Source organism: Streptomyces sp. NBC_00086 (assembly GCF_026343255.1).
In the GTDB taxonomy this organism is placed as follows: domain Bacteria; phylum Actinomycetota; class Actinomycetes; order Streptomycetales; family Streptomycetaceae; genus Streptomyces.
This window is the reverse complement of record NZ_JAPELZ010000001.1, coordinates 7,057,433-7,083,978: the sequence shown is the minus strand read 5'-3', so window position 1 is coordinate 7,083,978 and position 26,546 is coordinate 7,057,433. Positions and strand designations below refer to the sequence as shown.

Sequence of the window (26,546 nt, the reverse complement as noted above, 5' to 3'; positions counted from 1 at the left end):
GCGGAAGCACGGTCGACAGCATGATCGCGATCCTAGACCTTGCTCGGATCGCGGTCCAGGGCCGCCACCGGCTCCGCGACCCCGGGCGCGACCTTCCGGGAGGTCTGCGCGATGAAGGCCCCGCCCAGCACCAGGGCGCCGCCGATGATCTGCCAGGTCGAGAGGTGCTCGCCGAGGAGCACCCAGGCCAGTACGGTCGCCACGACCGCCTCCAGGCAGGCCACCACGCCCGCGACCTGCGGCGACAGCTTGCGCACGGAGACCACACCCGTCAGGTACGCGAAGACGGTCGCGATCAGCACCACCCAGCCGAGCAGCACCGGCGCGGGCACCATCAGGTCCCCGAGCGCCGCGTCGCCGCCCAGCACCTGCCAGTCGATCTGCCAGGGCCGGGCGATCACGGTCATCACGAGGGTGCCGACGATCATGCCGTACGCGATCATGCCCATCGGGTCGGGCACGTCGTCCCCGTCGCTGCCCTGGTCGGCGAAGACGAAGTAGAAGGCCTGGCAGCAGGCTGCCGCGAGGCCGAGCAGCACGCCGAGCAGGTCGAGGCTGAGCCCGGCCCAGATCTGCACCACGCAGGCGAGCCCCACGACGGCCACGGCGGCGCCGGCCGCGGCGGCCCGGGTCACGGGCCTGCGCTGCACGAAGCGGATCCAGCCGAGCAGGAGCGCCGGGCCGAGGTACTCCAGCAGGAGGGCCACGCCGACCGGGATCCGCGACAGCGAGGCGAAGTAGAAGGCCTGGACCCCGGCCACGGCGACGATCCCGAAGCCTGCGAGCAGCAGGGGTTTGCTGCGTACGAGATCGCGATGGCGCCAGGCCAGCGGGGACAGCACGAGCGCCGCCCCGGCCACCCTGAGCCAGACCATGTGGAGCGGGTCCAGACCCGCCTCGATCAGCGGCTTCGCCGCAACACCCGAACCACCGAACGCGATCGCCGAAATGAGGGCGAGGCCCAGTCCGGCATGTCTCCCTGACGCTTGCATTCGGACATCATGGCAGGCCCGGTCAGGAGCGACAGACCCGTGACACCTGTTGAGACGCTCCCGAGACCGACCCGACACCGGCCGGGTCCGCACCCGCTTCCCACCGACCTCCCCACCCGCCCCGCTCCGCAATATCTGACAGGTCGTCAGTCTTGAATGTTGCGTCCGCCGGGACTACCTTCCGCCGCACGTACCTGACGAGAAGGGGTGGTCGCATGGCTGAAGTCACCGCGGAATCACGCATCGAGGCGTCCGCCGCGAAGCTCTGGTCCCAGCTGACCGACTGGGACGCTTACGGCCAGTGGAGCATGACCCACACCAACTTCCCGAAGGGCGGCCCCGAGACCCTGGCGGTGGGATCCACCTTCGCCGAGAACATGAAGATGATGGGCTTCCCCGCCGAGGTCCTGTGGACGGTTTCGGAGCTGGAGGACGAGCGCGTCTTCGCGATCACCGGCAAGGGTCCGATGGGCGTGGCCGTCCTGACCCGCTACACCCTGATCCCGGACGGCGGGGCCACCACGGTCCGCATCGACGGCGAGTTCACCGGAGCCGCGGTCTCCCTCATGGCGGGCAAGCTCAAGGACTCGGCCACCGCCGCCCTGAACGAGTCGCTCCGCAAGCTCTCCGGCCTGGTCGCCTGACCACCGCTCCGGGTCGAGCAGGTCCGTACGCACACCGGCACCCACACGCACACGCACATGACGGCGCGCCCCGCGAGAATCCTCGCGGGGCGCGCCGTCATGTGGTGCGGGAGGTCCCGCCGACGCGCACTCAGTGCTCGTCGGCCAGGATCAGGTAGAGCTTCTTGCGGGCGTCGTTGATGACGGCGAGGGCCTTCTCCCGCTGCGCGGGAGTGCCGGTCTTGAAGACCTGGCCGTAGGCCTCCATCAGGCCGAATCCGGCCGTCCGGACCTCGTTCATCGCCTCGAAGTCGAAGCCCCGGCCGGCCTCCTCCCAGGGGGCGTCCGGGCCGGACTCGGCCTCGGCGCGGCCGGCATCGGTGAGCGTGAACAGCTTCTTGCCGCCCTCGCTCTCGCTGGTGATGAGACCCTCGTCCTCCAGGAGCTGCAGGGTCGGGTAGACCGACCCCGGGCTGGGCTTCCACGCCCCGCCGCTGCGCTCGCCGATCTCCTGGATCATCTCGTAACCGTGCATGGGCCGGTCGGTGAGCAGCGCCAGGATGGAGGCGCGCACATCACCCCGCCGGGCCCGGCCGCGCGGTCCACCGCGCCCGCCACGCCCACCGAAGGGCCCGCCTCCAAAGGGCGGCCCGAACGGCCCGAAGGCGGCGCGCCGCCCCTGAAACTCCTCCCGACGGTCCGGCCCGCAGTGGCCGTGACCCCGTCCGTGCTCATGTCCGTGGTCGTGTCCGTGCTGTCCGTGTGAACGCATGACTGCGCTCCTTTCCTCATTCGGTACTCGTAGTCGCTGTTGCGATGTCTCCACTATCGCTGACCCATCGCGATGCGTCAACGATATATCGGAAACTCCCTCAACGAACACAGCCCGGACCACCGCATGACCACGTCCTGCCTCACCGATCCTTGACCGATCTCACCGAGGTTCGACCACGGCCTCGTCCGTCTCATCGAATCTCGATGGATGGAAACGATGCAGGCTGGATACGGTGCGGGCATGCCTGAGCTCCTCCCTGCCGACGTGGTCGAGGTGCTCGGTGTCCTTCTCGGCGGGGAGGACCCCGTCCACGTGGCGCTCCGTGTTCACATCCCCCATCTGCGGGTGCGGGATCGGTGCACGTGCGGGTGCGGCACCGCGTACTTCGATCTCGACAGGAGCTTGGTCACCCCGGCACCGTCCGGCTCGGGCACGGTGGTGGCGGCGGAGGCCCAGATCGTCACGGAGGACGGGGAATGCCCCGGTGAGGTCTTGGTGTTCGCTCAGTCCGGCTACCTGGCATGGCTGGAGATCTGTTCCTGGAGCGACGACATCGAGGTAACACTGGCCCTGGCCCGGCAAGTGCTGGAGCGGCCTTTCACCGTTCGGGCTCGGGGGCGAGGTCTTCAGCAAGGAGTTCCCCATGGTGGCCTTCACCGCACCGGCCGACGCGGACTTCACCGGGATCAAGGCACTCCTGACCCACGGGGAGGAGCAGGGTTGGTGGCACTACGAAGTCGGCTGCGGCACCGACGAGTGGTGGAACGCCTGACCTCGACGAGATCACCGCGGCGGTGCTGCACCCATCCGGCCCGAGCCCGGCCACCCGAACAGTCCAGTCATCCCGGATTGGCCTTTGCGGCCGCCTCCGCCGCGTCCCTACGGTCGGTGACATGCGCATCCGAATCGTCGACGCCTTCACCGACCGCCCCTTCGGCGGCAACCCCGCCGGAGTCCTCCTGCTCGACGGCGGGTTCCCCCCGGACGCCTGGCTCCAGCAGGTCGCCGCCGAGGTCAACCTCTCCGAGACCGCCTTCGCCCATCCGCTCCCGCCCGGCGGTGAGGCGGACTGGGCGCTGCGCTGGTTCACCCCGACCGCCGAGGTCGACATGTGCGGCCACGCGACGCTGGCCACCGCCCACGTCCTGGCCACCAGCGGCCTCACGACGGGGACGGTCCGCTTCTCGGCACGCTGCGGGATCCTGAAGGTCACGGCCGAGGAGGACGGGACCCTGGTCATGGACTTCCCGACCTCCTCCCTGACCGAGGTCGACCCGGACGCCGCCGTCGAGCGCGCGCTCGGCGCCACGGCCAAGTCGGTCCACGACACCTCCGCGCACATCGGAGACCTCGTGGTGGAGCTGGCCGACGAGCGGACCGTACGGGAACTCGCGCCGGACCTGGCCGCCCTGCGCGGCTACTCCCGGCGCGGGGTCATCGTGACCGCGGCGGCCGAGGACCCCTCCCGCGGCTACGACTTCGTCTCGCGCGGCTTCTTCCCCGCCCTCGGCATCGACGAGGACCCGGTGACCGGCAGCGCCCACACCGCCCTGGCCCCCTTCTGGGCGCGGCGGCTGGGCCGCACGGAGCTGGTCGGCCTCCAGGGCGGAGCCCGCACCGGCCTGGTCGGGGTCCGGCTGCTGGGCGACCGTACGCTGCTGATCGGGCGCGCGGTCACGGTCGTCGACGGCGAGCTGCTCAGCGCACCGTAAGCGGCCGGGCGGTGCGCCTACGGGGTGGGCAGCCAGCCCACCTTGCCCGCCAGCAGGGCGTACCCGCCGAAGGCCACGATGTCGAGCAGCGCGTGCGCGACGACGAGCGGGCCCACCCGGCCCCAGCGCCGGTAGGCGAGGACGAAGACGACGCCCATCACGACGTTGCCGATGAATCCGCCGATGCCCTGGTAGAGGTGGTACGAGCCGCGCAGCACGGAGCTGGCGAGCAGCGCGGCCATCGGCGACCAGCCGAGCTGGTCGAGCCGGCGCAGCAGGTAGGCCAGCACGATGACCTCCTCCACCACGGAGTTCTGCACCGCGGAGAGGATCAGCACGGGGAACTTCCACCACACGTCGGGCAGTGCCTCCGGCACCACCGTGAGGTTGAAGCCGGTCGCCCGGGCCCCCAGGTAGAAGGCCAGTCCCGCGCTGCCGATGCCGGCGGCGACGAGGGCTCCCCGGCCCAGGTCCCACCAGGGCCGGGTGCGGTCGAAGCCCAGCACCTTCAGCCCGGGCGCGCCCTCACGGGTCAGCAGGTGCGCGACGAGCAGGACGGGGACGAGGGCGCTCGCGATGCCGAAGAGCTGCCAGGCCAGGTCCAGCCAGGGCCGCCCGGGGGCGTACGAGCCGTTGAGCGTGGCGGCCTGGTCCTTGAGCCCGCCCGGCTTGGTCAGCGAGCCGATGAAACTGATCAGCGCCGAGACGCCGCTCGCGCCCAGGGACAGCGCGAGCACGAGCAGCGTCTCGGAGCGCAGCATCCCGCGCCCCTTCGGGCCCTCGCCGAGTTCGAGCTCCCCGACCACCGGTTCCGGCTCCGTCCGCACGCCCGTCTCCCGTCCCGCCACCGCCGTGACATCTCGGCTGCGACATCTCGCGGGGCGCCCCGCCCCGATCACCCCATACTGCCTCCTCCACGGGGCAAGGGGATCACTGGGCGGGACCGGGCGGGACGAGGCGGGACCGGGCAGGCCCGGGATTCAGCAGGAAATCAGTCCGCGGCCGCCTGTCCCGCCGCCGCGGCGCCACCCCCCAGCCCCACCGGCCAGGTGTGCACGGGATCGCCCCGGTGGCTGAGCTCGCTGTAGCGGCGCGTGGTCGCGGCCAGAGCCGCGTCCCGCTCCAGCCCGTCCGCGAGCGCCCGGTGGTACGTGTCCACCTGCCAGGTGGCTCCGTTCACCCGGCGCCGGCACCGCTCCTCGATGATGCCGAGGTAGTGGTCCCGGTCGGCGGGCTCGATGCCCCACGCGTCCAGTCCGGCGGCCGCCATCGGAAGCAGCTCCTCCAGCACCAGCCGCACCGCGGGCACGCTCGCCAATCCCCCGCCCCGGCCCCGGCGCGGCCAGCGCAGCCGGGCGTCGATGCCGTAGCGGCAGGCCGCGTCGAAGTTGGCCTCCGCCTCCGCGAAGGGCAGCCGGCTCCACACCGGGCGCTGCTCGTCCGCGAGCGTCCGTACGAGCCCGTAGTAGAAGGCCGCGTTGGCGACGACGTCGGCCACCGTCGGACCGGCCGGCAGGACCCTGTTCTCCACGCGCAGGTGCGGTACCCCGTCGGCCACCCCGTAGACGGGCCGGTTCCAGCGGTAGACGGTGCCGTTGTGCAGCACCAGCTCCTGCAGGCTCGGCACCCCGCCCTCGGCGAGCACCCGCAGCGGCTCCTCCTCGTCGCAGATGGGCAGCAGGGCCGGGAAGTAGCGGACGTTCTCGGCGAAGAGCTCGTACGCCGAGTCCACCCACCGCTCGCCGAACCAGGTGCGCGGGCGCACCCCCTGCGCCTGGAGCTCGGGCGGCCGGGTGTCGGTGGCCTGCTGGAAGAGCGGCGGCCGCGACTCCCGCCACAGCTCCCGCCCGAACAGGAAGGGCGAGTTGGCCCCGACGGCTATCTGTACGGCCGCGACCGCCTGGGCCGCGTTCCACACGTCGGCGAACCGGGCCGGCGTCACCTGCAGGTGCAGTTGTACGGAGGTGCAGGCGGCCTCCGGCACGATCGACCCGGAGGTCCAGGTCAGGCGCTCGACCCCGTCGATGTCGAGCACGAAGTCCTCGCCCCGCATCATCAGGATCTGCTCGTTGAGCAGGGAGTAGCGGTCCACCGCCGAGAGGTTGGCGGTGACCAGGTCGGTGCGCGAGATCGTCGGCAGAATTCCGATCATGACCACCCCGGCGCCGACCTCCAGGGCCTGCCGGTGGGCATAGCCGAGACCCGCGCTCAGTTCCTCGGCGAGCTGGTCGAATACCCGGCCGCCGAGCCGGTGCGGGAGGACGTTCACCTCCAGGTTGAACATTCCCAGTTCCGTCTGGAAATCGTTGCTCGCAATACGCTCGAGGACCTGCGCATTCACCATTCTCGGCAACCCGTCGGCACCTGCGAGATTCAACTCGATCTCCAGCCCCATCATGTTCTTGGGGCGATCGAACCTCTTCTCCTCCAGAAGTCGCTCCAGTACCTCCAGGCACTCGTGAAGCTTCCTCCGGTACCGTTGCCGATCGGACAGGTCGAATCCGCCCGCCACGACCTTCTCCCCCATCGGAGCGTCCCTCCTCGACTGGGCCTGGGCAGCGTGGAATGGATCCGCCCCCAGGCGCGCGTTACGGTCGATGATGCCCCGGCGGCGTGATCGATAACGCGGAAGGGGCGTGACTGGCGGGGAGCGCGCGCCGGTTTGGCCGACAGGCGCTTTGGCACATTCACCTGGCAAGGGCTCATGCGCAAATACAGCGTAGACCTTGCCGGTTATCGATAACCGACGCTTTTCAGCCGAGCCCCCATCCGGTAACCTCCGAGGTCAGCGCGGAAATTTTGCGCGCACCCGGCATGAATGCCACGTCAGCGGGACCGGTAAGCGCCTTGTCGGCAATAGGCGGGACAGCTAGCCGAAACACTGCGTGAACACATGTCAGATAAACTCCGCATGCGAGGCAGAGAGTTGGCGCGCGGCCATTGCCCCTCAGCCCCCCTCTGACCCCAGAATGCGACAGCGCCGTCCGCACCCCGCACCCGCCCCGTTCCACAGGTCTCCCAAGTGAGAGGCGACCCACCATGCCGCTGCACGTCCCTCCGGCTCCCGCGCCCGCCCTGCGCAGCGTCCTCGCGGCCCTCGGCTCCCCCACCGCCGTCCACGAGGCGCACACACCGGCCCTGCGCGCCCTCCAGGGGCCGATGACCGCCGAACTGCCGTTGCCCGTCCACGTTCTGGACCGGCTGCACGTCTCCGGCCTGACCGCCGGCGGCAGGCCGCCGCGCACCCGCCTGACCGGCTGGCGGTTCCTGATCCGCAGCGGCGACCGCTACGTCGCGGCGGCCGACACCCGGCTGACCCCGGACGGGTGGACCTTCTCCCACTTCTTCGAAGGCCCCTACGTCGCCGCCACCGAACGCGCGCTGCGCCAGGCCGAATCGCTCGGCAAGAACTACCAGCCGCGCCTTCTGTCCGTACCGGAGCTGTACATGCTGACCCTGTGGCTGCACGGATCGGTGGGCGCCGACGCCTCCGCCGGGCTCCCGGCCGCCGCCGACCTCTTGGTGCCGCTGGCGCCCGCACCGCCCGGCATCGCCGCCTACCGGCCGCACCCCGTGTCCGAACTGCTGCCCGTACTGACCCATCGGCTCACGCCGACGGCGCCCCCGGTCCCGCCTTCCATGGCCGCTCCGGCCGCCTGATCCGACCCCTGGCCGGTTCTGCCCATTCGGCCTAGCCCACTCGGGCCCCCAGCGAACCATCCGAAATGACAGGGGAGTTGACCTGAACCGCCCGCACGGGTGATGCGTCATCAATCTATGAGGACAGCTGCCGGGAAATCCCTGCGGACCCGGTGCCGTGGGGGAACACTGGGGACCCTGACCGAGCCAAATCGTTGATACGGGGGGCGGCCATGACCAACGCATCGAGCCGCAGCACACAGACCACACCGCAGCGAAAGAACGCATCCATGTGCCAGCACAAGCCAGCATGCCCGACCGCCGACTCCGCCGACAGGGAGGCCGCGCACCCCGTGGCCGTTCACCCGGAACAGGGCTGGAGCCTGCTGTGCAACGGCGTCCTGCTGTTCGAGGACACCGGTGAGCTGCTGCCGGACGGCCAGATCATCGCCCCGCACCGCGCTCTCGCGGCGACGCAGGTGATGAAGGCGGCCTAGCCGACGACGCGAACGAAAGGGGCCGGCCCAGGAGAGAACTCCCGGACCGGCCCCTTCGTCATGTCACCGGATCAGTTGCCGACCGATGGTCGACCCGTCGCCGATCAGTTGTCGTACTCGTCCAGCGGCGGGCAGGAGCACACCAGGTTCCGGTCACCGAAGGCGCCGTCGATGCGGCGCACCGGCGGCCAGTACTTCTCCGCGGCCGACACACCGCCCGGGAAGACGGCCTCGTCGCGGGTGTACGGGTGGTTCCACTCGCCGCCCAGCGCCGCCGCCGTGTGCGGGGAGTTGGCCAGCGGGTTGTCGTCGACCGGCCATTCGCCGCCCGCGACCCGCTCGATCTCGGCGCGGATGGCGATCATCGCGTCGCAGAAGCGGTCGATCTCGGCGAGGTCCTCGGACTCCGTCGGCTCGATCATGAGCGTGCCGGCGACCGGGAAGGACATGGTCGGCGCGTGGAACCCGTAGTCGATCAGGCGCTTGGCGATGTCGTCGATGCTCACGCCCGTCGCCTTCGACAGGGGGCGCATGTCGATGATGCACTCGTGCGCGACCAGGTTGCCCGGGCCGGTGTAGAGCACCGGGTAGTGCGGCTCCAGGCGCTTGGCGATGTAGTTGGCGCCGAGCACCGCGACCTGGGTGGCGCGCTTGAGGCCCTCGCCGCCCATCAGGCGCACGTACGACCAGGAGATCGGCAGGATGCCGGCCGAGCCCCACGGAGCGGCCGAGATCGGACCGACGCCCGTCTCGGGACCGGCGGTCGGCTGGAGCGGGTGGTTGGGCAGGTACGGGGCCAGGTGCGCCCGGACACCGACCGGGCCGACGCCCGGGCCGCCGCCGCCGTGCGGGATGCAGAAGGTCTTGTGCAGGTTCAGGTGCGAGACGTCGCCGCCGAAGTGACCCGGCTTGGCCAGGCCCACCAGGGCGTTGAGGTTGGCGCCGTCCACGTAGACCTGGCCGCCGGCGTCGTGCACCTGGGCGCAGATGTCGGCGACGTGCTCCTCGAACACACCGTGCGTGGAGGGGTACGTGATCATCAGCACGGCGAGCTCGTCGCGGTACTGCTCGATCTTGGCGCGCAGGTCGTCCGCGTCCACCTCGCCGTCGTCGGCGGTCTTGACGACGACGACCTTCATGCCGGCCATCACGGCGCTCGCGGCGTTGGTGCCGTGCGCGGAGGACGGGATGAGGCAGACGGTGCGCTGCTCGTTGCCGTTCGCCCGGTGGTAGGCGCGGACGGCCAGCAGGCCGGCGAGCTCACCCTGGGAGCCGGCGTTCGGCTGAATGGAGACCTTGTCGTATCCGGTGACCTCGCAGAGACGTTCCTCCAGCTCGGTGATGAGCGTGAGGTACCCCTCGGCCTGCTCGACCGGAGCGAACGGGTGCAACTGGCCGAATTCGGGCCAGGTGACCGACTCCATTTCGGTGGTCGCGTTGAGCTTCATGGTGCAGGAGCCCAGCGGGATCATGCCGCGGTCCAGCGCGTAGTCCTTGTCGGACAGCTTGCGCAGGTAGCGCAGCATCGCCGTCTCGGACCGGTGCTGGTGGAAGACCGGGTGGGTCAGGTACGCGTCCTCGCGCAGCAGCCCCTCGGGAAGCGCGTCGGCCGTGGTGGCGTCGAGCGCCTCCAGGTCGGCGGTGACCCCGAAGGCCGCCCACACCGCGTCCACGTCGGCGCGCAGGGTGGTCTCGTCACATGCGGCGGAGACCAGGTCGGCGTCGACCTGGTACAGGTTGACCCCGCCCTCGCGGGCCGCGGCCACGACCTCGGCGGCCCGGCCCGGGACGCGCGCGGTGATGGTGTCGAAGTAGGCGCCGTGCACGATCTCGACCCCGCCGGCCGTCAGACCGGCGGCGAGCAGGGCGGCGTAGCGGTGGGTGCGGCGGGCGATCGTCCGCAGCCCGTCCGGGCCGTGGTAGACGGCGTACATGCCGGCCATGACGGCGAGGAGCACCTGCGCGGTACAGATGTTGCTGGTGGCCTTCTCGCGGCGGATGTGCTGCTCACGGGTCTGCAGCGCCAGACGGTAGGCCTTGTTGCCGTCCGCGTCCACGGAGACGCCGACGAGGCGGCCGGGCAGCGAGCGGGCGTGCTTGGCCTGGACGGCCATGTAGCCGGCGTGCGGTCCGCCGAAGCCCATCGGGACGCCGAAGCGCTGGGTGGTACCCACCGCGATGTCCGCGCCCAGCTCACCCGGGGAGGTCAGCAGGGTCAGGGCGAGCAGGTCGGCGGAGACGGCGACGATGGCGCCGAGCGCGTGCGCCTGCTCGATGACCGGCTTGATCTCCCGCACGGCGCCGGAAGCACCCGGGTACTGGAGGAGCACGCCGTAGACGCCGCGCTCGGCGATCTCGGCCGGGATCCCGTCGCTCAGGTCGGCGACGACGACCTCGATGCCGATCGGCTCGGCGCGGGTCTGGATCACCGCGATGGTCTGCGGCAGCGCGTCGGCGTCGACGAGGAAGATGTTGCCCTTGGCCTTGCCCACGCGGCGGGCCAGGGTCATGGCCTCGGCGGCCGCCGTGCCCTCGTCGAGCAGGGAGGCGCCGGAGGTCGGCAGCCCGGTCAGCTCAGCGACGACGGTCTGGAAGTTCAGCAGGGCTTCGAGGCGGCCCTGGGAGATCTCCGGCTGGTACGGCGTGTACGCCGTGTACCAGGCCGGGTTCTCCATGACGTTGCGCAGGATCACCGGCGGCGTGAAGGTGCCGTAGTAACCCAGGCCGATCATGGACGAGAGGACCTGGTTGCGGTCGGCGAGCTGACGCAGCTCGGCGAGCACCTCGGCCTCGGTCCGCGCCTCGGGCAGGTTCAGCGCGGCAGTGGTCTTGATCACATCCGGTACCGCGGCGGCGGTGAGCTCGTCGAGGGAGCCGTAGCCCACCTGAGCGAGCATCTTCGCCTGCGCCTCGGCATCCGGGCCGATGTGGCGCTGCTCGAAGGGGATGCCTCGCTCCAGCTGGGAGAGCGAAATGCGGTTGGCGGTCATGTACGGAGGCCTCCTGGTCGTACGACCTGCGAGGGGCACCACGGCGCGGGCACCCGGACGGCCTCCCCCTCTGTCATCACAACCTGAGAGCTTCACCGGGCCGCGCGGGGGTCGCCCACGAGATCCGGCTTTCACCGTCGGTGAGGAGAGGGACCGGCACTGCGCGCCCGGTTCCCGCACCTGCTTTCCAGAGTGGCCTCACCACGTGCGGTACGTATGCCTGAGAGATTCCGGGGAGGATTTGCTCCTTCGGCGCCTCCGTCTCACTCACTCGGAGGACTCTCCCGCACAGGGTCAACAGCCGTCACCCAGCCTACCAGCGAGGATCTGGGCACCTCCCTCGAGTGGCCCCCTCTCCGGAAATGCACTTTTGTAGTGCTTACGGAGGAGTTGCGCCCAAATGGAGGGACCGGACCGTGCAGACCGACATCGATCCCCGCAGCCTGATCGGCCGCAAGGCGTTCGACCGCAATGGCACCAAGATCGGCACCGTCGACGAGGTCTACCTCGACGACGCCACGGGCGTCCCGGAATGGGCCGCCGTACGCACCGGACTCTTCAGCCGGGACGCCTTCGTCCCGCTGGAGCCGAGCGAGATGGTGGGCGACACCCTGCGCGTGCCCTTCGAGCGCTCCCTCATCAAGGACGCCCCCGACTTCGGCGTCGGCCGCCACCTCTCCCCCGAACAGGAGCTGCAGCTCTACCACCACTACGGCCTGGACCTGACCCTCCCCTCCGACTTCCAGCACGACTTCGGCCACAAGACCCCCGACACCCCCTGACCCCAACGGCCACCCCAGCAACCCCGGCCACTCCAGCCCCTCAGGGGGCCGCTCCAGCCTCTCGGGGGGCCATTCCAACAACCCCGGGGGCCACTCCAGCCCCTCCGAAGGCCACACCAGCCTCTCGGGGGGCCATTCCAGCAACCCCGGGGCCCACTCCAGCCCCTCCGAAGGCCGCCCCAGCAACCCCCGGCCATTCCAGCTCCTCCGGAGGCCACTCCAGTAACCCCTGGGGCCACTCCAGCCCCTCCGGAGGCCACCCCATCCCCTCGGGGGGCCACTCCAGCTCCTCCGGGGGCCGCTACCGCCCCTCCGGGGAGACTCCAGCCCCTCCGGCGTTTGAGGAGCGGGGGTCCGGGGGCAGGCCCCCGGGAACGGCGCCGCACGCTGCAAGGGGTCCGGGCGAAGCCCGGGGAACGGTGGAAGGGCGGGTAGGGGACAGCAGCCCCGCAGGGCGGCCCCACCCCCTACCCAGTCCCCACCCCATCCCCCCCGACCCCCAAGGCCTGGTCCCCGACCAACGGCATCGGATCGGACGGCTCCAACTCGGGATCGTCCACCAGAAACGTCCGCACCCGGCCGGGCCGGGATCCGGGCTGCTCGAACCGTACGGTCACCCGCCCGACCCCACTGCCCTGCACCCACCCGGGCCCGTACACCGCATGCCGCACATCACCCCCGGCCGCCCACCGCCGCTCAGGCACGCCCTCGACACCCTCCAGACCCACCCCACCCCCACGCCCCGACTCAGCCCCCAGCCCGTGCCCGGGGCCCTGCCCCACGCCCAGACCCTGCCCGCCGGCCTCCCCCTCCGCCGATCCGGCACCCGGCCCCTGCCCAGCAGCCCCACCCAGACCCGCCACGGCCCCCCGCCCGGCACCACTCCCCAGGCCCTGGACCCGGACCTCGGCCTCCTGCCCCCCGCCGGCACGATCCGCATCGGGATCCACATCGGGGTCCGCATCCGGATCCAGGCCAAGGCCAGCGCCAGCGCCGAGCCCCGGCCCCGCAGCCGACCCCTCACCCGCCCCGGCCCGCGCAGCCATCGCATCGGCGAACGCGAACAGGTCCTCCTGCGTATAGTCCGCCAGCCCTGTCACCCCCACCCCCAGCAGCCGCACCCCGCCCGTGGTGTCCACAGCCTCCAGCAGCCGCCCGGCAGCCTCCCGCACCACCGCGGGGTCATCCGTGGGCCCCCGCAGGGTCTCCGAGCGGGTCAGCGTGGAGAAGTCGTAGCGCCGCACCTTGAGCACGATGGTCCGCCCCGAGTGCCCCGACCCCCGCAGCCGCTCCACACACCGGTCGGAGAGCCGCTGCACCTCGTTCCGGATCCGCACCCGGTCGTGCAGGTCCACGTCGAAGGTGTCCTCCACCGAAACGGACTTCGCATCGCGCTCGGCGACCACCGGCCGCTCGTCCACACCCAGCGCCATCCGGTACAGCCCGACGCCGTGCGAGCGCCCCACCATCCGGACCAGTTCGTCCTCGCCGGCTCCCGCCAGCTCCCCCACCGTGGTGATCCCGGCCCGCCGCAGGTGCTCCCCGGTGGCCGGCCCCACCCCGGGCAGGGTCCGTACCGACATCGGTGCGAGGTGCGCCCGCTCCGTGCCGACCTCGATCAGCAGCAGTCCGGCCGGCTTGGCTTCCTCGGAGGCGACCTTGGCCAGCATCTTGGACCCCGCGAGCCCCACCGAACCGCTCAGCCCGGTCGCGGCGGCGATATCGGCCCTCAGCCGCTCGCCGACGGCCCGCGCGGCCTCGGAGTCGAAGGCGACGCCGCCGGCCTCAAGGTCCACGAAGGCCTCGTCCAGGCTCAGCGGCTCCACGAGGGGGGAAAGCTCCCGGAGCATCCCCATGACCGTGTCGCTGACCTCGCGGTACAGGCTGAAGCGCGGAATCAGGCACGCGCCGTTGGGGCAGAGGCGCCGTGCCTGGGCCATCGGCATGGCGGAATGCACCCCGAAGCGCCTTGCCTCGTAGGAGGCGGTGGCGACGACCCCGCGCGGCCCGAGCCCGCCGACGATGACGGCCTTGCCGCGCAGGCTCGGCTTCGACGCCTGCTCCACGGAAGCGTAGAAGGCGTCCATGTCCAGGTGCAGGATGGTCGGCGCGGCTCTCACAGCTCCGATGCTGCCCTACACCACTGACAATCGGCCCGACCCCGGGACAGGCGAGCCGGGCGGCCCACCGGCACCAACCGCACGCAAGGGAAAGCAGACCCCGGTCGGGACCGGACGGACCATCCGGCCCGTCCCCGTCCCCCGCTCCACGCCTCAGACGGCCCGGTTCCTCCGGGCGGCCAGCTCATCGGCCGGGTTGTGCCTGACCACCGTCTCGCCCGTGTCCACCCGCTCCCCGTGCAGCTGCGACAGCGCGTTCTCGACATCGCGCCAGACCACGCCCACGGCGATGCCGAAGACTCCCTGGCCGCCCTGGAGCAGGCTGACGACCTGATCCGGCGAGGTGCACTCGTACACGGTGGCGCCGTCGCTCATCAGCGTCATCCGCTCCAGGTCCGAGAAACCCCGGTCGCGCAGGTGCTGCACGGCGGTGCGGATGTTCTGCAGCGCCACCCCGGTGTCCAGGAAGCGCTTCACGATCTTGAGGACGACCACGTCCCGGAAGCTGTAGAGGCGCTGCGTCCCCGACCCGTAAGCGGGACGCACCGTGGGCTCCACCAGCCCGGTCCGTGCCCAGTAGTCGAGCTGCCGGTACGTGATGCCGGCCGCGGCACACGCCGTCGGCCCCCGGTATCCGACCTGCTCGGGTGCGGACTCGCCCCCCACCGACTCGACCGGCCCCACCGAACCGACCGGCGCGGGCTCCGGCTGACGGCGCGCGGAGTTCACCGCACCACCGTGCAGCGGGTACGGCCCACCGTCACTCCGTGCGGGGATGCCCCCGGTCATACCGTCGCCCGTGACTCTCACGCCGACCCTCCGTCCTTGACCTGCCACCTCGAAGGTAGGCAGTCACCAGGGGTGCGTCAACGATCGCCACACTCGGCACGCCGAGTGATAATCACCCTGAGAGTGGTTTCCCGTACCCCATTGCGGGGAAAGGCTACTCGAATGGGCTGAAATATCCGGGAGGACGGCGCGACCCGCGCCTCACTGCGGGCCGGTACCGAAGTCCTCTGGCGAGATCTGGTCGAGGAACTCGCGGAACTTCTCCACCTCGTCCTCCTGCTCGTCCGGGATCGCGATTCCGGCGTCGTCGAGCACGCCGTCGCTGCCGTAGATCGGCGTCCCGGTCCGCAGGGCGAGCGCTATGGCGTCGGAGGGCCGCGCGCTCACCTCGACTCCACTGGCGAAGACGAGCTCCGCGTAAAAGACGCCCTCCCGCAGATCCGTGATCCGGACTTCGGTGAGCTCCTCGCCGATCGCTTCCAGCACGTCCTTGAAAAGGTCGTGCGTCAGCGGCCGGGCAGGGGCCATGCCCTGCTGCGCGAAGGCAATGGCGGTCGCCTCCCCTGGTCCGATCCAGATGGGGAGGTACCGGTCGCCTCCCACTTCACGCAGGAGCACGATCGGTTGGTTCGAGGGCATTTCCACCCGGACACCCACAACGTCGAGCTCGTTCACACAGCAACCCTAGGACCTGCCCGGCAGGTTTGGGTAGTCGGGCTCCCCCAAGCCTGCCCACAAGCCCGTCCGAACTCACCCGAAGTCGGCGCGAAAACCCCGCGGGATCAGTGGATCCGCACCCCGAGAGCAGTTTGCACGAGGGCCTCGTGCAGCCGTACGGAGAGCCCCGCGAGCTCCTTCATGGTGGCCTCGGCATGGGCCCTGGTCTGCGGATTGCGGTGCCGGCGCAGCGGCGAGACGACCTGCTCCACCAGACCGGCCTCCCGGTCGGCGGCGGCCTTCATCGCCCGCAGGTGGCGCGGCTCCAGACCGAATCGGCCGAGATCGGCCACCAGACGGGCCACGGTGACCGCCTCGGCGTCGAATCCGCCGCCGGGCGCCTCCGCGATGAGCCCGTAGGACTCCCATTCCACGAGCTGGACCTCGTCCACCTCCGCGGCGGCCATCAGCTCGGCCCGGCCCACCCGGGCCACGGTCGGCCGCTCCCGGCCCACCTCGCCGTAGAGGGCGACGGGGCTCGTGGGGTCGACGGACTCCCCGTGCGCCGTGGGCGCCGGGATGCGGATCTGCTCGCCCCGTGCGAGCGCGTCGAGCTGCTCGCGGATGACCTTCAACGGAAGGTAGTGGTCGCGCTGGAGCCGCAGGACGTGGGCGAGGCGCTCCACGTCGTCGGTGCTGAACTTGCGGTATCCGGAAGGTGTGCGCCGGGGCTCGACGAGCCCCTCCGCCTCCAGGAAACGGATCTTCGAGATCGTGACTTCGGGGAACTCGTCACGCAGCATCGTGAGCACCGTTCCGATGCTCACCAGCCGCACGCCCGAGGAGGCGGCGGTGGCGGTGCCGCTCTTGGCGGCACCGCCTGCCGGGATACGCAGCATGGGACCTTCCCTTGAAGGGTCAGTGCCCCCGCAGGCTCGCGTAGAAGACCAGCCGGTACTTGCCGATCTGCACCTCGTCGCCGTTGTGCAGGGCGACGGAGTCGATCGGTTCACGGTTCACGTACGTGCCGTTGAGGCTGCCGACGTCGGAGACGGTGAAACCGTCGTGGCTCCTGCGGAACTCGACATGACGCCGGGAGACGGTGACGTCGTCCAGGAAGATGTCGCTCTGCGGGTGCCGGCCGGCCGTCGTCAGCTCACCGTCCAGAAGGAACCGGCTGCCGGAGTTCGGGCCGCGCCGCACGATCAGCAGGGCGGAACCCGGAGGCAGCGCTTCCACCGCGGCCTGGGCCTCGGGGGACAGCGAGGACGACACGTGCGTCTGTCCCGACACCTCGGCCTCGTAGGCCTCCAGGCCCGAGATCGAGATGGTGGACGTGGTCTCCGAGGCACGCTCCGGCGTCAGACCCGGCCGCAGCGGCGCCCCGCAGTTGGAGCAGAACCGGCTCGCCGCATCGCTGCGGTGCCCGCACCTGCTGCAAATCTGCTCGGCCGACATGGACGGCTCCTCGCGCCGCGGCTGCCCCGCGGAGGCATTGGTGGCATACGGGTCGGGGGCAAACCCTCCACCCGTACTTGAGGTTGATGGTTCACCGAAACCTATGCGTCCGGTACCGGCAGGGTCAACAGTCGACGCGCCGTGCGCGCCCGAAATGTCACCCGCTCCGGCGACCTCGTCGCGGAAGAGCGGCCGGTCGCCCTGCCCTTCCACGTCGCCGTGCCCCGCGCGGTGCCTGGCCGCACCGCTTTCCTCGCGGTTCTTCTTGCCGAACAACTTCTCAAACAACTTCACGGGCGATTCCCCTTGACCGAAACAGACCCGCCCGTGGGGCAGGACGAACTCCGAATGCAACACCTGCCGACCCGGACATACTTACAACGTCCGTAACCATCAGACAGTTTCCACCACGCACCGCGACTTCGGTGCGTCGACCCCCCGCAGGCATTCGCCCGCGTGAGCCGGTCTCCGGCACCTCCCGCATCACGACGATGACGACCGAGCGTAGTCAGGCTGCTTCGCAGCCCGCAAGGCATCCACAACGATCTTCGCCGGACGTGTGACGCTGACGACCGCCTGCTCCTTCTCCAGCGACTGCACGACGCCACCGGGGATGTTGAGCGCCGGCTCCAGGTCCTGCGGCTTGCCGATCACCTTGAACTCATATGGCTGTGTGATCTTCTTACCGTCGATCGCGACCCCGTCCTCCTCGTCCGAGAAGTACGAGTCCGCCACGATCCGCACCCCGTTGATCTGGATCGCCTCGGCCCCGGCCGCCCTCAGCTCCTGGAGGGTGTCCAGCAGCTTGTCCGACTGCACCTGGCCCTTGGGGTCCGTGATCTTCAGCACGATGCCCGGACCTTGCGCGGCCACCGTACCGGCCAGGATCCCGAGTTGGCGTTCCTTCTCCACGGTCTGCTTCCGGGCCTCCTCGGCCTGGTTGGAGCTGCTTTCGAGCTCCCGGCGCTGGTCGTCGAGGATCTGCTTCTCGTCCTCCAGCCGCTTGGTCCGCCCGTCCAGCTCGTCGAGGATCCGTACGAGGTCCTCCTGACGGGCCCCGCGCAGCGCGCTGGAGTCGCTGTTCGACCGTACCTGGATGGCCAGACCGAGCCCCAGGACGAACAGCAGCACCGCGACGATCAGTTGGGCGCGGCTCACCCGCGGCGGCCACAGACCGGCCGCCAGCCGCTGCCTGCCGGTCTGCTCGGGCCCGGTCGGCTGGGTCCCGCCCGGCGCCTCTGCGGTCTCCTCCCGGGCCCCCTCCTGCGCCACGGGCTCGGCCGCGCGGCCCACGGGCCCGGCCGGCGGCTCCAGCGGAGGCTGTTCCTTCGGCCGCTGCGCCGCGGCCCCGGGCTCCTCGGGCGGGGTGTCGTTCGTACTCATCGGCCTCACGCCCGGAACACGTGCCGGCGGATGGCCGCGGCATTGGAGAAGATGCGGATGCCGAGGACGACGACCACACCCGTGGACAGCTGCGAGCCGACCCCCAGCTTGTCGCCGAGGAAGACGATCAGCGCCGCCACGACCACGTTCGACAGGAACGACACCACGAAGACCTTGTCCACGAAGATGCCGTCCAGCATCGCGCGCAGGCCTCCGAACACCGCGTCCAGCGCCGCGACCACGGCGATCGGCAGATAAGGCTCCACCACGGCCGGCACTTCGGGCCGGACGAGAAGTCCGACCACCACTCCGACCACGAGGCCCAGTACCGCGATCACGATGCACCCTTCTGCTGCTCTGCTGCTGTAGCCGTACGTACGGTCAGGCTCGACGCGGCCGGAAGGCGCATCTCGGCCTCGGACGACAAGGAGTAGCGGATGCCGTAGTTCTCCTGCAGCACATGCAGGTACTGGCCGTCCGCCGAGTCCTGGAACGCGGTTCCGAGGCGCTTCTTGTCGCCGACCGCCAGCACTTCGTACGGCGGCACCAGCGGCCTGTTGTCGACCAGTATCGCGTCACCCGCGGCCCGGATCGCCGAGAGCGACGTCAGCCGCTGCCCGTTGATCGAGATCGCTTCCGCCCCGGACTGCCACAGCCCGTTGACGATCTTCTGCATATCGCGGTCGCGGAGCCGCCCGGTGTCCGAGAATCCGGCGCTCTCGCGCGGCTGGGAGCCGTCCGCGGTCGTCGAGCCCTTCGCGTCGTCCACCGTGAGCTTGATCCCGGGCCCGTGCACTTCGGTGGCTCCCGACAGCAGGGCCAGGAGCTGTCCCTGCTCGCCGCCGTGCTGCTTGAGGGCCTCGCGCTGCCGGGCGGCGACGGTGTCCCGCAGCCGCTCGATGTCCCGCTCCAGACCGTCCGCGTGCGCATCGGCCCGCTCGACCCGGTCGATGAGTTCGTGACGCTCCTTGGCCAGCACCGGCGCGGTCGCCCGTGCCTGCGCGGCGCCCAGGGTGACGACCATGGCGGCGAGCACGAGCCCGGCGGCGAGACCCAGTTTGGCCTTGAGGGTCCGCGGCAGGCCGGACGTGCCCTCGGCCTGGCGCCGGGCAGAAGCCTCCGCGTAGCCCTCGTCGAGGGAGTGGTCCATCACGTGCGTCAGCAGCGACATGGAAGCGTCCGGCCGCGCCGGAGGTGCCGAACTGCGGTTGTGGGGCGGCTGCGACATGCCGCACATCGTCGCATGTCGGCGCCGCTCCCACCGAATGCGGACGTCCGGTGGACCGGCGGGACCTTCGCCCCGCCCGCTCCACCGGACCTCCGCCCTACGCCGCTGCGGTGCGGCCTACGCCGTCCCGTGCGGGGCGCTCAGTGCCCGGCACCGTCCACCACCGCGGCCCAGCCGTCCAGCAGCGCCTGCGCGGACGCGTCGTCGGGTCCCTCGGCCCACAGGTGGGTGACCGCCTCCGCCGGGTCCGGCAGCACCAGGGCCCACCGCCCGTCGGCCTCGACGACCCGTACCCCGTCCGTGGTGTCCACCTGCCGGTCCCCGGCCTCCTCCACGACCCGTCGCATGACGAGCCCCTTCACGGCCCACGGGGTCGGCACGTCCCGCTTGAGCACGTGCGCCCGCGGGATCCGGGCATCGATCTGGCTGAGCGTGAGCTGCGTCCGCGCCACCAGCCCGATCAACTGCACGAAGGCGGCCGATCCGTCGAAGACGCTGCTGAACTCGGGGACGATGAAGCCGCCCCGCCCGTCACCGCCGAAGATCGTGTTCTCCGCGCGCCCCACCCGGGTCAGATCGTCGGGCGAGGTCGTGGTCCACTCCACCTGGGTCCCGTGGTACGCCGCCACCTGCTCGGCGATCCGGGTCGTGGTCACCGGCAGCGCGACCTTGCCGCTGCGCTTCTCGGCGGCCACCAGGTCGAGCAGCACCAGCAGGGCGCGGTCGTCCTCGATGATGCGGCCGCGCTCGTCCACGAGGGAGATCCGCTCGCCCACCGGGTCGAAGCGGACTCCGAAGGCCGCCCGCGAGGACGCCACGATCTCCCCGAGCCTGACCAGTCCCGCCCGGCGGGATTCGGCCGTCTCCGTGGGCCGGGACTCGTCGAGCCCCGGATTGACCGTGAGGGCGTCCACTCCGAGCCGGCCCAGGAGGCTGGGCAGCACCAGGCCGGCGCTGCCGTTGGAGGCGTCCACGACGACCTTGAGCCCGGAGTCCGCGACCCCGGTGATGTCCACGCGCCGCAGCAGGGATCCCGTGTAGGCGTCGAAGACGCTTCCCGGGAACTGCAGGTCACCGATCTCTCCGGGGAACGCACGCCGGTACTCCTGGCGCGCGTAGACCCGGTCGAGCTTGCGCTGCTGCTGGAGGGAGAGGTCCGCCCCCCGCTCGTCGAGGAACATGATGTCGACCGAGTCGGGCACGCCCGGCGAGGTCCGCAGCACGATCCCGCCCGCGCTGCCGCGCGCGGTCTGCTGCCGCGCCACGGGCAGCGGTACGTTCTCCAGGTCCCGGACGTTGATGGCGCTGGCCTGGAGCGCCGAGATCACGGCCCGCTTGAGCGCTCTCGCGCCACGGGAGTGGTCACGGGCCGTGGTGACCGTCGCACCCTTCTTCAGGGTCGTCGCATAGGCACCTGCCAACCGGACCACGAGCTCCGGGGTGATCTCCACGTTCAGGATCCCGGTGACCCCGCGCGCGCCGAACAGATGTGCCTGCCCGCGGGACTCCCAGATGACCGAGGTGTTGACGAAGGCGCCGGCCTCGATCGTCTTGAAGGGGTAGACCCGGACGTTCCCCTGGATGATCGATTCCTCGCCGACGAGGCACTCGTCGCCGATGACGGCCCCGTCCTCGATCCGGGCGGCGCGCATGATGTCGGTGTTCTTGCCGATGACACAGCCGCGGAGATTGCTGTGCGGCCCGATGTACACGTTGTCGTGGACGACGGCCTTGTGCAGGAACGCACCGCTCTTCACCACGACGTTCGATCCGATGACGGTGTGCTCGCGGATCTCGACGCCGGCCTCGACCTTGGCGTAGTCCCCGATGTACAGCGGCCCGCGCAGCACCGCGTCCGGGCTCACCTCGGCCCCTTCGGCGATCCACACGCCGGGGGAGATCTCGAAGCCGTCCATGTCGACCTGGACCTTGCCCTCGAGTACGTCGGCCTGGGCCTTGACGTAGCTCTCGTGGGTGCCGACGTCCTCCCAGTAGCCCTCGGCGACGTAGCCGTAGATGGGCCGGCCTTCCTTCATCAGCTGCGGGAAGACGTCACCGGACCAGTCCACGGAGACGTCCGCGTCCACGTAGTCGAAGATCTCCGGCTCCATGACGTAGATGCCGGTGTTGATCGTGTCCGAGAAAACCTGGCCCCAGGTCGGCTTCTCCAGGAAGCGCTCGACCTTGCCTTCCTCGTCCACGATGGTGATGCCGAATTCCAGGGGGTTCGGCACCCGGGTCAGGCACACGGTGACGAGCCCGCCCTTCTCCTTGTGGAAACGGATCAGGTCGGTCAGGTCGAAGTCGGTGAGCGCGTCGCCGGAGATGACGAGGAAGGTGTCGTCCTTCAGAGCCTCCTCGGCGTTCTTCACGCTGCCGGCGGTCCCGAGTGGCTTCTCCTCGTTGGCATAGGTGAGCTCCATTCCGAGCTCCTCGCCGTCACCGAAGTAGTTCCTGACGAGCGACGCCAGGAACTGCACGGTGACCACGGTTTCGTTGAGCCCATGCCGCTTGAGCAGCCTGAGCACGTGCTCCATGATCGGCCGGTTGGCCACCGGCAGGAGCGGCTTGGGCATGCTTGAGGTCATGGGGCGAAGCCGAGTGCCTTCGCCACCAGCCATCACGACGGCCTTCATGTCGGAAGAGTCCTCCTTGAGAGACGGCGTATCGCCGACCTCACCCGTCCCGGACGGTGACTGGACCACTCCCCCGCGTCAGTCACGCCGAGCGAGCTCAATCGGCCGTGGCGTCCGCCTTCACCAACCGGCGGACTTGTACCACGTAAAGGACTCCTGCCCACCAATAGAGGGTTGTACCCCATCCGGCGAACGCCCATCCGAAAACTGACCCCATCCAGGCCAACCAACCCGACCAGGTGCTCACCAGGAGGAAGGGGAACGCGTACATCAGGTTGAAGGTCGCGGCCTTGCCCAAGAAGTTGACCTGGGGCGGCGGATAGCCGTGCCGGCGCAGGATCCAGACCATGACCAGCAGCATCAGCTCGCGCGCGAGCAGGGCGCCGGTGAGCCAGAGCGGCAGGATCTCGCGGTACGTGAGACCGAACAGGGTGGACAGGATGTAGAGCCGGTCCGCGGCGGGGTCCAGCAGCCGGCCGAGGCTGCTGATCTGATTCCAGCGCCGGGCCAGCTTCCCGTCGAGGTAGTCGCTGATCCCGCTGAGCATCAGGACGGCAAGTGCCCAGCCATCGTGCTCGGCCAGGATCAGCCACAGGAACAGGGGTACGCCTGCGAGGCGAGCCATGCTCAGGATGTTCGGAATGGTGAAAATTCGGTCAGTCTGAACCCGAGTCTCCTGGACCTCCACCCGGGGGCCTCCACTGTGACTGTAGAAATGTCGAACGATGCACCCTGACCCTACAGGAGCCGGTGCACCGGTCCGTAAACGCAGAAAAGCCCCGTACCGGTTACCCGGTACGGGGCTTTCTACAATGATTGTTCGGCGGCGTCCTACTCTCCCACAGGGTCCCCCCTGCAGTACCATCGGCGCTGAAAGGCTTAGCTTCCGGGTTCGGAATGTAAACCGGGCGTTTCCCTAACGCTATGACCACCGAAACACTATGAAGTTAACCAAACCGGATATGACACAGTTCGTTACTTCAGAACTAACACAGTGGACGCGAGCAACTGAGGACAAGCCCTCGGCCTATTAGTACCAGTCAGCTCCACCCGTTACCGGGCTTCCACATCTGGCCTATCAACCCAGTCGTCTACTGGGAGCCTTACCCTCTCAAGGAGGTGGGAATACTCATCTTGAAGCAGGCTTCCCGCTTAGATGCTTTCAGCGGTTATCCCTCCCGAACGTAGCCAACCAGCCATGCCCTTGGCAGGACAACTGGCACACCAGAGGTTCGTCCGTCCCGGTCCTCTCGTACTAGGGACAGCCCTTCTCAATATTCCTACGCGCACAGCGGATAGGGACCGAACTGTCTCACGACGTTCTAAACCCAGCTCGCGTACCGCTTTAATGGGCGAACAGCCCAACCCTTGGGACCGACTCCAGCCCCAGGATGCGACGAGCCGACATCGAGGTGCCAAACCATCCCGTCGATATGGACTCTTGGGGAAGATCAGCCTGTTATCCCCGGGGTACCTTTTATCCGTTGAGCGACGGCGCTTCCACAAGCCACCGCCGGATCACTAGTCCCGACTTTCGTCCCTGCTCGACCCGTCGGTCTCACAGTCAAGCTCCCTTGTGCACTTACACTCAACACCTGATTGCCAACCAGGCTGAGGGAACCTTTGGGCGCCTCCGTTACTTTTTGGGAGGCAACCGCCCCAGTTAAACTACCCATCAGACACTGTCCCTGATCCGGATCACGGACCGAGGTTAGACATCCAGCACGACCAGAGTGGTATTTCAACGACGACTCCACAACCACTGGCGTGGCCGCTTCAAAGTCTCCCACCTATCCTACACAAGCCGAACCGAACACCAATATCAAACTATAGTAAAGGTCCCGGGGTCTTTCCGTCCTGCTGCGCGAAACGAGCATCTTTACTCGTAGTGCAATTTCACCGGGCCTATGGTTGAGACAGTCGAGAAGTCGTTACGCCATTCGTGCAGGTCGGAACTTACCCGACAAGGAATTTCGCTACCTTAGGATGGTTATAGTTACCACCGCCGTTTACTGGCGCTTAAGTTCTCAGCTTCGCCACACCGAAATGTGACTAACCGGTCCCCTTAACGTTCCAGCACCGGGCAGGCGTCAGTCCGTATACATCGCCTTACGGCTTCGCACGGACCTGTGTTTTTAGTAAACAGTCGCTTCTCGCTGGTCTCTGCGGCCACCCCCAGCTCACGGAGTAAATCCGATCACCAGTGATGGCCCCCTTCTCCCGAAGTTACGGGGGCATTTTGCCGAGTTCCTTAACCATAGTTCACCCGAACGCCTCGGTATTCTCTACCTGACCACCTGAGTCGGTTTAGGGTACGGGCCGCCATGAAACTCGCTAGAGGCTTTTCTCGACAGCATAGGATCATCCACTTCACCACAATCGGCTCGGCATCAGGTCTCAGCCTTATATGAGGGACGGATTTGCCTACCCCTCGGCCTACACCCTTACCCCGGGACTACCACCGCCCGGGCTGGACTACCTTCCTGCGTCACCCCATCGCTTACCTACTACAAGTCTGGGTCACCGGCTCCACCACTTTCCTTTCCCCGAAGGGTCCGGAACGGCTTCACGGGCTTAGCATCGCCTGATTCGATATTGGGCGTTTCAAAGCGGGTACCGGAATATCAACCGGTTGTCCATCGACTACGCCTGTCGGCCTCGCCTTAGGTCCCGACTTACCCTGGGCAGATCAGCTTGACCCAGGAACCCTTAGTCAATCGGCGCACACGTTTCTCACGTGTGTATCGCTACTCATGCCTGCATTCTCACTCGTGAACCGTCCACAACTAGCTTCCGCTGCTGCTTCACCCGGCACACGACGCTCCCCTACCCATCACAGCGGGCGTTGGCCCTATTGCTGCAATGACACGACTTCGGCGGTACGCTTGAGCCCCGCTACATTGTCGGCGCGGAATCACTTGACCAGTGAGCTATTACGCACTCTTTCAAGGGTGGCTGCTTCTAAGCCAACCTCCTGGTTGTCTCTGCGACTCCACATCCTTTCCCACTTAGCGTACGCTTAGGGGCCTTAGTCGATGCTCTGGGCTGTTTCCCTCTCGACCATGGAGCTTATCCCCCACAGTCTCACTGCCACGCTCTCACTTACCGGCATTCGGAGTTTGGCTAAGGTCAGTAACCCGGTAGGGCCCATCGCCTATCCAGTGCTCTACCTCCGGCAAGAAACACGTGACGCTGCACCTAAATGCATTTCGGGGAGAACCAGCTATCACGGAGTTTGATTGGCCTTTCACCCCTAACCACAGGTCATCCCCCAGGTTTTCAACCCTGGTGGGTTCGGTCCTCCACGAAGTCTTACCTCCGCTTCAACCTGCCCATGGCTAGATCACTCCGCTTCGGGTCTAGAGCGTGCAACTCAATCGCCCTATTCGGACTCGCTTTCGCTACGGCTTCCCCACACGGGTTAACCTCGCTACACACCGCTAACTCGCAGGCTCATTCTTCAAAAGGCACGCAGTCACGACCGTTATTCCGAAGAATAACGGCGACGCTCCCACGGCTTGTAGGCACACGGTTTCAGGTACTATTTCACTCCGCTCCCGCGGTACTTTTCACCATTCCCTCACGGTACTATCCGCTATCGGTCACCAGGGAATATTTAGGCTTAGCGGGTGGTCCCGCCAGATTCACACGGGATTTCTCGGGCCCCGTGCTACTTGGGAGATTCTTAAGCAAGCCGCTGATGTTTCGTCTACGGGGGTCTTACCCTCTACGCCGGACCTTTCGCATGTCCTTCGACTACATCAACGGTTTCTGACTCGCCGACCGGCCGGCAGACCGGTCAAAAGAATTCCCACAACCCCGCATGCGCAACCCCTGCCGGGTATCACACGCATACGGTTTGGCCTCATCCGGTTTCGCTCGCCACTACTCCCGGAATCACGGTTGTTTTCTCTTCCTGCGGGTACTGAGATGTTTCACTTCCCCGCGTTCCCTCCACACTGCCTATGTGTTCAGCAGTGGGTGACAGCCCATGACGACTGCCGGGTTTCCCCATTCGGACACCCCCGGATCAAAGCTCAGTTGGCAGCTCCCCGGGGCCTATCGCGGCCTCTCACGTCCTTCATCGGTTCCTGGTGCCAAGGCATCCACCGTGCGCCCTTAAAAACTTGGCCTACAGATGCTCGCGTCCACTGTGTAGTTCTCAAGCAACGACCAGTCACCCATCACCCCACCAGGCAAGCTGGCGAGTTTACTGGGGCCGGCATCGCGAAGATAAGACCTTTCGGCCGTACCCTCAGATACCC

The 26,546-nt window shown here is 68.5% G+C and carries 20 protein-coding genes, 2 rRNA genes, 1 pseudogene and 1 riboswitch; of the genes and pseudogenes, 6 read left to right on the top strand and 17 right to left on the bottom strand.

Annotated features, from left to right (window positions below; all coding sequences use genetic code 11):
* Positions 1–32: 32 nt before the first annotated feature.
* Positions 33–992 carry a DMT family transporter gene (locus tag OG276_RS32165; protein ID WP_266910681.1) on the bottom strand — a complete coding sequence of 320 codons (960 nt, stop codon included), beginning with the start codon at positions 990–992 and terminating at the stop codon, positions 33–35.
* Positions 993–1,207: 215 nt separating this feature from the next.
* Here OG276_RS32165 and OG276_RS32160 point away from each other — a divergent pair, with 215 nt between their 5' ends.
* Positions 1,208–1,636 (top strand): SRPBCC family protein, encoded by a 429-nt coding sequence (locus tag OG276_RS32160; protein ID WP_266910679.1) that lies wholly within the window; start codon positions 1,208–1,210, stop codon positions 1,634–1,636.
* Between the two features lie 130 nt (positions 1,637–1,766).
* On the opposite strand, the gene OG276_RS32155 is transcribed toward OG276_RS32160, so the two are convergent.
* Positions 1,767–2,387: a PadR family transcriptional regulator gene (locus tag OG276_RS32155; RefSeq protein WP_266910677.1), complete on the bottom strand. Its 621-nt coding sequence runs from the start codon at positions 2,385–2,387 to the stop codon at positions 1,767–1,769.
* A 598-nt stretch (positions 2,388–2,985) separates the two neighbouring features.
* Between OG276_RS32155 and OG276_RS32150 the strand changes: the two are divergent.
* Together OG276_RS32150 and OG276_RS32145 are read left to right on the top strand one after the other, a co-directional pair.
* Positions 2,986–3,162, top strand: a pseudogene (locus OG276_RS32150) (DUF4265 domain-containing protein); the annotation flags it as partial.
* A 121-nt stretch (positions 3,163–3,283) separates the two neighbouring features.
* A complete protein-coding gene (locus OG276_RS32145) occupies positions 3,284–4,102 on the top strand; it encodes a PhzF family phenazine biosynthesis protein (RefSeq protein WP_266910675.1) in 819 nt (272 codons plus the stop codon).
* Between the two features lie 17 nt (positions 4,103–4,119).
* Here the strand turns inward: OG276_RS32145 and OG276_RS32140 are convergent, their stop codons facing one another.
* Both OG276_RS32140 and OG276_RS32135 read right to left on the bottom strand, forming a co-directional pair.
* Positions 4,120–4,863 carry a CPBP family intramembrane glutamic endopeptidase gene (locus OG276_RS32140; protein ID WP_266913286.1) on the bottom strand — a complete coding sequence of 248 codons (744 nt, stop codon included), beginning with the start codon at positions 4,861–4,863 and terminating at the stop codon, positions 4,120–4,122.
* 230 nt (positions 4,864–5,093) lie between these two features.
* Positions 5,094–6,629, bottom strand: a complete 1,536-nt coding sequence (locus OG276_RS32135; protein WP_266910673.1) for a glutamate-cysteine ligase family protein — start codon at positions 6,627–6,629, stop codon at positions 5,094–5,096.
* Positions 6,630–7,141: 512 nt separating this feature from the next.
* On the opposite strand from OG276_RS32135, the gene OG276_RS32130 reads away from it, so the two are divergent.
* Both OG276_RS32130 and OG276_RS32125 read left to right on the top strand, forming a co-directional pair.
* Complete coding sequence (locus tag OG276_RS32130) at positions 7,142–7,762, top strand: hypothetical protein (protein WP_266910671.1); 621 nt, start codon at positions 7,142–7,144, stop codon at positions 7,760–7,762.
* Between the two features lie 269 nt (positions 7,763–8,031).
* A complete protein-coding gene (locus OG276_RS32125; RefSeq protein WP_323182384.1) occupies positions 8,032–8,238 on the top strand; it encodes a DUF5999 family protein in 207 nt (68 codons plus the stop codon).
* Positions 8,239–8,342: 104 nt separating this feature from the next.
* Here the strand turns inward: OG276_RS32125 and gcvP are convergent, their stop codons facing one another.
* Positions 8,343–11,228, bottom strand: a complete 2,886-nt coding sequence (gene gcvP / locus OG276_RS32120) for an aminomethyl-transferring glycine dehydrogenase (protein ID WP_266910667.1) — start codon at positions 11,226–11,228, stop codon at positions 8,343–8,345.
* 198 nt (positions 11,229–11,426) lie between these two features.
* A riboswitch (glycine riboswitch) is annotated at positions 11,427–11,525 on the bottom strand.
* A gap of 119 nt (positions 11,526–11,644) precedes the next feature.
* Between gcvP and OG276_RS32115 the strand changes: the two genes are divergently transcribed.
* The gene (locus OG276_RS32115; protein ID WP_266910665.1) at positions 11,645–12,010 is read left to right on the top strand and encodes a PRC-barrel domain-containing protein; all 366 of its coding nucleotides are present in this window, start codon (positions 11,645–11,647) and stop codon (positions 12,008–12,010) included.
* A 467-nt stretch (positions 12,011–12,477) separates the two neighbouring features.
* On the opposite strand, the gene OG276_RS32110 is transcribed toward OG276_RS32115, so the two are convergent.
* The 12 genes from OG276_RS32110 to OG276_RS32055 form a co-directional block, all read right to left on the bottom strand.
* A complete protein-coding gene (locus OG276_RS32110; RefSeq protein ID WP_266910663.1) occupies positions 12,478–14,130 on the bottom strand; it encodes a DNA polymerase IV in 1,653 nt (550 codons plus the stop codon).
* 153 nt (positions 14,131–14,283) lie between these two features.
* Positions 14,284–14,940: a MerR family transcriptional regulator gene (locus tag OG276_RS32105; RefSeq protein ID WP_266910661.1), complete on the bottom strand. Its 657-nt coding sequence runs from the start codon at positions 14,938–14,940 to the stop codon at positions 14,284–14,286.
* Between the two features lie 180 nt (positions 14,941–15,120).
* Positions 15,121–15,594 (bottom strand): bifunctional nuclease family protein, encoded by a 474-nt coding sequence (locus tag OG276_RS32100; RefSeq protein ID WP_030009777.1) that lies wholly within the window; start codon positions 15,592–15,594, stop codon positions 15,121–15,123.
* 107 nt (positions 15,595–15,701) lie between these two features.
* Positions 15,702–16,475, bottom strand: coding sequence for a MerR family transcriptional regulator (locus OG276_RS32095; protein WP_266910659.1), 774 nt, complete (start codon positions 16,473–16,475; stop codon positions 15,702–15,704).
* A 19-nt stretch (positions 16,476–16,494) separates the two neighbouring features.
* Complete coding sequence (locus OG276_RS40885; protein WP_323182383.1) at positions 16,495–17,034, bottom strand: FHA domain-containing protein; 540 nt, start codon at positions 17,032–17,034, stop codon at positions 16,495–16,497.
* A gap of 483 nt (positions 17,035–17,517) precedes the next feature.
* Positions 17,518–18,417, bottom strand: a complete 900-nt coding sequence (locus tag OG276_RS32085) for a DUF881 domain-containing protein (RefSeq protein WP_266910657.1) — start codon at positions 18,415–18,417, stop codon at positions 17,518–17,520.
* A gap of 5 nt (positions 18,418–18,422) precedes the next feature.
* On the bottom strand, positions 18,423–18,755 hold the full coding sequence (locus OG276_RS32080; RefSeq protein WP_112452698.1) for a small basic family protein: 333 nt from the start codon (positions 18,753–18,755) through the stop codon (positions 18,423–18,425).
* Positions 18,752–19,654, bottom strand: a complete 903-nt coding sequence (locus OG276_RS32075; RefSeq protein WP_266910655.1) for a DUF881 domain-containing protein — start codon at positions 19,652–19,654, stop codon at positions 18,752–18,754. Before OG276_RS32075 ends, OG276_RS32080 begins: the two co-directional genes overlap by 4 nt.
* A gap of 131 nt (positions 19,655–19,785) precedes the next feature.
* The gene (locus tag OG276_RS32070; RefSeq protein WP_266910653.1) at positions 19,786–22,281 is read right to left on the bottom strand and encodes a mannose-1-phosphate guanyltransferase; all 2,496 of its coding nucleotides are present in this window, start codon (positions 22,279–22,281) and stop codon (positions 19,786–19,788) included.
* Positions 22,282–22,378: 97 nt separating this feature from the next.
* Positions 22,379–22,969, bottom strand: coding sequence for a CDP-alcohol phosphatidyltransferase family protein (locus OG276_RS32065; RefSeq protein WP_250745186.1), 591 nt, complete (start codon positions 22,967–22,969; stop codon positions 22,379–22,381).
* Positions 22,970–23,099: 130 nt separating this feature from the next.
* Positions 23,100–23,217, bottom strand: a 5S ribosomal RNA gene (gene rrf, locus OG276_RS32060).
* 74 nt (positions 23,218–23,291) lie between these two features.
* Positions 23,292–26,414: ribosomal RNA gene (locus tag OG276_RS32055) — 23S ribosomal RNA — on the bottom strand.
* Positions 26,415–26,546 lie beyond the last annotated feature (132 nt).

Bases quoted from the DNA above. Each gene is read 5' to 3' on its own strand.
- OG276_RS32165 (WP_266910681.1), bottom strand. From the start codon at position 992: ATGCAAGCGTCAGGGAGACATGCCGGACTGGGCCTCGCCCTCATTTCG.
- OG276_RS32160 (WP_266910679.1), top strand. From the start codon at position 1,208: ATGGCTGAAGTCACCGCGGAATCACGCATCGAGGCGTCCGCCGCGAAG.
- OG276_RS32155 (WP_266910677.1), bottom strand. From the start codon at position 2,387: ATGCGTTCACACGGACAGCACGGACACGACCACGGACATGAGCACGGA.
- OG276_RS32145 (WP_266910675.1), top strand. From the start codon at position 3,284: ATGCGCATCCGAATCGTCGACGCCTTCACCGACCGCCCCTTCGGCGGC.
- OG276_RS32140 (WP_266913286.1), bottom strand. From the start codon at position 4,863: ATGCTGCGCTCCGAGACGCTGCTCGTGCTCGCGCTGTCCCTGGGCGCG.
- OG276_RS32135 (WP_266910673.1), bottom strand. From the start codon at position 6,629: ATGGGGGAGAAGGTCGTGGCGGGCGGATTCGACCTGTCCGATCGGCAA.
- OG276_RS32130 (WP_266910671.1), top strand. From the start codon at position 7,142: ATGCCGCTGCACGTCCCTCCGGCTCCCGCGCCCGCCCTGCGCAGCGTC.
- OG276_RS32125 (WP_323182384.1), top strand. From the start codon at position 8,032: ATGTGCCAGCACAAGCCAGCATGCCCGACCGCCGACTCCGCCGACAGG.
- gcvP (WP_266910667.1), bottom strand. From the start codon at position 11,228: ATGACCGCCAACCGCATTTCGCTCTCCCAGCTGGAGCGAGGCATCCCC.
- OG276_RS32095 (WP_266910659.1), bottom strand. From the start codon at position 16,475: ATGCTGCGTATCCCGGCAGGCGGTGCCGCCAAGAGCGGCACCGCCACC.
- OG276_RS40885 (WP_323182383.1), bottom strand. From the start codon at position 17,034: ATGTCGGCCGAGCAGATTTGCAGCAGGTGCGGGCACCGCAGCGATGCG.
- OG276_RS32085 (WP_266910657.1), bottom strand. From the start codon at position 18,417: ATGAGTACGAACGACACCCCGCCCGAGGAGCCCGGGGCCGCGGCGCAG.
- OG276_RS32075 (WP_266910655.1), bottom strand. From the start codon at position 19,654: ATGTGCGGCATGTCGCAGCCGCCCCACAACCGCAGTTCGGCACCTCCG.
- OG276_RS32070 (WP_266910653.1), bottom strand. From the start codon at position 22,281: ATGAAGGCCGTCGTGATGGCTGGTGGCGAAGGCACTCGGCTTCGCCCC.